General features: G+C 61.9%; 4 protein-coding genes. All 4 read right to left on the bottom strand.

What is annotated here, in order from left to right:
- Positions 1-2 precede the first annotated feature (2 nt).
- Positions 3-896 (bottom strand): flagellin N-terminal helical domain-containing protein, encoded by an 894-nt coding sequence (locus ACY69P_RS13400; RefSeq protein ID WP_459901340.1) that lies wholly within the window; start codon positions 894-896, stop codon positions 3-5.
- Positions 897-1,298: 402 nt separating this feature from the next.
- Positions 1,299-3,680: a penicillin-binding protein 1A gene (locus ACY69P_RS13395; protein WP_462327835.1), complete on the bottom strand. Its 2,382-nt coding sequence runs from the start codon at positions 3,678-3,680 to the stop codon at positions 1,299-1,301.
- A complete protein-coding gene (locus tag ACY69P_RS13390) occupies positions 3,677-4,246 on the bottom strand; it encodes a zinc/iron-chelating domain-containing protein (RefSeq protein WP_462327834.1) in 570 nt (189 codons plus the stop codon). Before ACY69P_RS13390 ends, ACY69P_RS13395 begins: the two co-directional genes overlap by 4 nt.
- A gap of 2 nt (positions 4,247-4,248) precedes the next feature.
- Positions 4,249-5,675: ArnT family glycosyltransferase (locus ACY69P_RS13385; RefSeq protein WP_462327833.1), on the bottom strand; the 1,427-nt coding region annotated here is incomplete at its 5' end.

Here is a 5,675-nt window from a genome sequence, read left to right as displayed (position 1 = left end):
CATTATGCGCTGAGCAGAGTCATGGCCATACGAGGCAGCGCGTTAGCCTGTGCGAGCATGGCTACGGCCGACTGTGAGAGAATCTGGTTTCTCACGAACTCCGTCATCTCTTGTGAAACGTCCACGTCGGAGATGCGGGACTCGGCCGCCTGCAGGTTCTCGGCCTGAATCTGCAGGTTGGAGACCGTGTTCTGCAACCGGTTCTGAATGGCCCCGAGCTTAGCGCGGATGTTGTCCTTGGAGACAATGGCATCCTGCAAGCCCTCGAGGGCATTCTGCGCCGCGGACTGGGTGGATACGGTGTACCCTTCGCTGGAGGACCCGGCACCGTTGCCGATGCCAAGAGCGGAGGCGGTCGCCGTATCGACCTGGATGTAGTAGTAGTCCTCGGCGCTGTCATTCGCCGTACCGAAGTGGATCTTGAGCTTTCCCGTCGATTGCAACCCCGACCCGTCGTGTGTTGTCGTCGAAAGGTTGCCGTTTAACAGCGCAATGCCGTTAAAGTCCGTTGCGTTGGCGATTCGGGTAATCTCCGAGGCCATGGCCTGGTACTCCGAATCAATGATCAGGCGCTGTTCCGAACTGTAGGAGCCTGTCGCGGCCTGCGAGGCCAGCTCCTTCATACGGATGAGCTTTTCGTCAATGACCTGCAACGCGCCGTCTGCCGTCTGGATGAGGGAGATAGCGTCGTTGGCGTTTCGCACCCCCTGATTCAGGGACGCAATGTCCGCCCGCATCAATTCGCGGACGGCCAATCCTGCCGCGTCGTCGGACGACATCCCCACACGCAGTCCGGACGACAGGCGCCGTGTTGACACCCCAAGGGCCCCGAACGACACAGCCAGGTTTCTGGCGGCGTTCATCGCCATCAAGTTATGATTGATGATAAGTGACATAGCCTTTCCTCCTTGAATGCAAAGGCTTCCTTGCCGTCAGGGGCCAGTGTCCTTATCTTCCCCCAAAGTGGACCTGTTGCCCCTCCCCACTTGCAAGATGTATCGACCTTTACAAGGCGTCACTTTATACCGGCCAATGCACAACATTCAGCAAAACACCACAACACGCCGAAAATGCATTGCATTTTTCTTCAAAAAACTCAGCGCATCATAAATCTGCATTCCTTTTAGCGCTTTACAGCAAAAAACTGACGAAAGCATTATACACACAACGACACAGACGCCTCCCACTGCAGACAAATCGCCCCATATCTCAGACAGATACCCCGCATCGGCCATCACACAAAAAAGCGCACCATGCCAAGGCATGGTGCGCGGTAGAGTCGGGAAAAGGCCGACGGGCTAGAAAATCTGCTTCAGCAGGTCCTCCCCCGCCGCACCCTTGGCCCCGCCGGAAGGCGACGCCGTGGACGGCTCCGCAGTTTCCGTGGGCTGGGTGCCAGCCTTGTAGGGCAAGGTGAAGGTCTTCTCGGTGCCCGGTCCGGCCAACAGGCCGCTGGCCGCATCCACACGGGCCATAACAATGCCCGCAGGCTGCTGGAAGTCGCGGACGGGATACTCCGCCTCCACGGCCTGCCGGTAGCCAATCCAAATGGGCGACGCCGCGCGGGAGCCGGTTTCCCATTTGCCCATGGGCGTCATCTTGTCAAAGCCCACGTAGACCGTGGTCAGCAGGTCCGGGGTGAAACCCACGTACCACGCGTCCTGCTCCTCGTTGGAGGTGCCGGTCTTGCCCGCCATGGGGCGGGAGAAGGCGCGGCGCACGCGCCATGCGGTGCCATCGCTGACCACCTGCTTGAGCAGGCTGGTGATGATGTAGGCCGTCTCGGGCGAGATGGCCTCGTGCACCTCGGGCTTGTTGACGTAGAGCTCTTCGCCCCACGCGCTTTCCACGCGCAGGATAAGCCGCGGCTTAATCCAGCTGCCCCCACGCGCAAAGGCCGAGTAGGCCTGCGTCAGGTTGATGGGCGTCACGGGCGAGGAGCCAAGGCTGACCGAGAGGTCCTCGGGGAATTCGCTCTCAAGGCCAAGGGTCCGCGCGCGGTCGATGATAGTCCTGATCCCCAACTGCTGGGCAATGCGGATGGTCACGAGGTTGCGCGACTTCACCAGCGCGGTGCGCAGCAGGGTCGGGCCGTAGAACACGCCCTCGAAGTTCTCGGGCTTCCACGTGCGGTCGTTTTCATAGTCCGTGTAGACGATGGGGGCGTCCAGCAGCACCGTGGACGGCGTCATGCCACTATCAATGGCAGCGGAGTACACAATGGGCTTAAACGCGGAACCGGGCTGGCGGCTGGCCTGCGTGGCGCGGTTAAACTGGCTGGTCTCAAAGCTGTAGCCGCCCACAAGGGCGCGGACCTCGCCGGTTTGAGGCACCATGGACACCAGTGCGCCCTGCACCTCGGGCATGCGCTCAAGGTCCAGCGGCCAGATGACCTCTTCCGCCGGAGCGGAGCCGTCGGCAACGCCATCGGGAATGGCCTTTACCGAGGTCCAGATAATGTCGCCCTCATGCAGGACAAGGCGGCAGTCCTTGACGCTCGGCACCTCGTCGGTGGCCTTGCTTGGGTCAAGCTGACGCGCCCAGTGCACGTCCTCCACGGTGACAACGCCGTGGAAGTCGCCAAAGCGGACCTTGGCGCGCTCTTTGGTGACATCCGTCACCAGCACTTCCACCCACTCGCCAACATCAAGGGCGTCCACCACGTAGGGATTTTCCTTGAGGAAGCCTTCCCACTGGGCGTTGTCCAGATGCTGGTTGGGGCCTGCCCACCCGCGGCGCTTGGCCGAGGCAAGCAGCCCGTCACGCACGGCCTTCTCCGCCGCCAACTGATGCGTCAGGTTCACGGCGGTGTACACGTGCATGCCGGAGTTGTAGACGAAATCCTCGCCGTAGCGGTCGATGAGACGGCGGCGCACTTCCTCAAGGTAGTACGCGCCCTGCCGCCACGAGGGGTCTTCCATGCGGCGCAGGACAATCTCTTCGCTCAGGGCCTGTTCATACTGCTCGTGGGTAATCCACTTGAGCTCCAGCATGCGGCCCAGCACATAGCGCTGGCGCTTCTTGGCGCCGGCCATGTTGTGGTACGGATTGTAGGCGCTGGGGCCCTTGGGCAGGCCCGCCAGCATGGCCGACTGCGCAAGGGTAAGCTCCTGCACATGGCAGCCAAAGTAGGCCCGCGCCGCGGCCTCGATGCCATAGGCACGCGCGCCAAAGAAAATCTGGTTCAGATAGATGGTCAGGATGTCATCCTTGGAAAGGTGACGCTCCAGACGGTAGGCAAGGATGGCTTCCTTGAGCTTGCGCTGGTAGCTGCGCTCCGGCGTCAGCAGCAGGGACTTGATGACCTGCTGGGTGATGGTACTGCCGCCCTGCACAACGTGCCCGGCCTGCAGGTTCTTCACAAACGCGCGGAAGATGGCCACAAGGTCCACCCCGTCGTGCTTATAGAAGCTGGAATCCTCGGCGGCGAGGAAGCACTGCGGCACATAGTGCGGCATGTCGTTCAGCTTCACGAGGAAACGCTTTTCCTTGTAGAAGTAGCCCAGAACCTGCTCGTCCTCCGAGTAGACGGTGGTGACGAGGGGCGGAGTGTAGTCCGTGATGTTTTTAAAGCTCGGCAAATCCTTGGACGCCCAATAATACAGGCCGCCAAGCGCGCCAAGCCCACACACGGCGCCTATGCCGCAGATGATGGCTATCGCAATGAGAACTTTCTTCATATGTCGAACCGTTTATGCCGTTTTGAGTCGGTAGGCTCCCCGTCTTGTGGGTCCAGCCCCCATGCCAGCCGAAGCTGCCCGTGCAGGCGGCGGACCTCCTTTTCCGTGGTGCCCAGCATAGCGGACAACCGGCCAAAGGCCGTGGATGTCTGCTGCGCAAGGCACGTCTGGGAAGCGAAGATCATCACCCGTCCACGGGCAACCCAAAAGGGGAACAGCTGGCAGTAGTACGGACGGACCTCGCGGGGCAGTACGCAGCCCTCGGGCCCAAGCAGCACGCAGGAGCCGCCTGCATGGGTCGCCAGACGGTAGTGCGTGCTGCGCCCATCCACGGGAAAGAGCGCCGCAATGGCGTCCTCATCCCCGGGAAAGGCGTGCTTTACCCCAAGGACGAACGCACCGGTGTTCACCTCAAGGGCGAAGGCTCCGGCGTCGCCGCAGTACGACAGAATCCGCTCCCGCTCAGCAGCGGAAAGCGGAAAGCAGTGTTGCTCCTGTCCCGGCGTCAGCACGCAGCAGGATGTGCCCTGCTGCCCGCATCGCTCGCACACATGGGGGTCCGTCATCGTTAGTACCCGTCCGATCCTTTAATGGCTGGCCATGTCCCGTTATAGTCATAGCACAGATAGATGGTGAAACGCCGCGCAGGGCGTCCCCCGTGACGAGACTGGTACTGGATTGTTTCATATCTTGCAAAATATTTGAGCAAGCCGTCGTTTGGTCCCTTGAACTTCTTGCGCACAAAGATGGCGTCCCACCCGGCCTTGGCCTGCGGTCCGGGCCACAGGTCGTACTGATTCAGGCGGCGGCCACCGGGCAGGCAGTAGGCCCGCTCCTTGCCGGGAACATGCCACGACAGGGCCGAGGTCACGTCGTAGTTCTCGCCAAACAGAAAGACCTTGTCCGGGTCGTCAAAACGGGTGCGGCGCATCTCGTCCACGGTGTCGCCAAGGTCATCCCAGCCCTTCAGGTGCAGGATGGGATTCTCAATGTGCACCTGCCCGGCAAAGGGCACGCGCCCTTCATAGCGCCACGGCAGGGGGAAGAGATCATGCACCATGAGCATGGTCATGAGCGCCAGCCCCACAAAGGGCCACGGCCACACACGCCAGTTGCGCCCACCCCGGCGGCGCCACACCGCGTCCCACGCGGCGGCGGCAAGGATGAACCCGCTGGCGTAGCTGACTGCCGACCAGTTGGGATTAATCTTGGTGTGGAACGACCACAGGATAAAGAAGCCCCAGATGGGCCAGAATCCTGCGGCCAGCAGCGCCTTCTGCCGGTAGCCCAGCGTCTCCACGTTGCGCGCGGCCTTGCCGGGCGCATCGCGCAGGGAGGTCACCACGCCAGCCGCGCCCATGAGCATAAAGGCAAACCACCACGGCATCAGCAGGCCAATCTGGCTGCCGATGTACTCCGGAAACTTGTCAAAACGCACAAAGGCTTCGGCGCGGGAGCCGGACATGCCGCCAAGGTGCAGCACGTGGCGCACGCCAGCAAAGTCGTTCTGCACGTTCCAAATCATGATGGGCAGCATGCCAAGCACGCCGCCGAGGATGCAGCAGCCGATCACACGGCGCACAAAGGTGCCCGTGGTCAGCCCGTTGCGCGACAGCAGCCACATGAACACCAGCGCCACGGGCACAAAGGCCAGCATCATGTACTTCGCCAGCGTGCCGACGGCCATGGCCAGCAGCAGCAGAATATACGGCAGCCAGCGGTCCGGCTCGCGCGAGGCCCAATACAGGCTAAACAGCGCCGTCAGCCAGCACACCAGCAGCGGGTTGTCCGTGGTCATCAAAATGCCGGACGCCATGGCCAGCAGCGAGCAGTTGAGCACCACGATGGACAAGAGCGCCAAGCGGGGCCGTCCCCACAGGCGCGCTACACCAAGGTACATCACCAGCTGCGTTGCCGCCGCGCCAAGCACGGCGCCAATACGCACGCCAAGGGCCGTATCGCCGAATACCGCCGTGCCCGCACCAATAATCCACG

It is taken from the genome of Desulfobaculum sp., assembly GCF_054921475.1.
The sequence above is the reverse complement of the archived record's forward strand: the minus strand, read 5'-3'. Positions and strand labels throughout refer to the sequence as shown.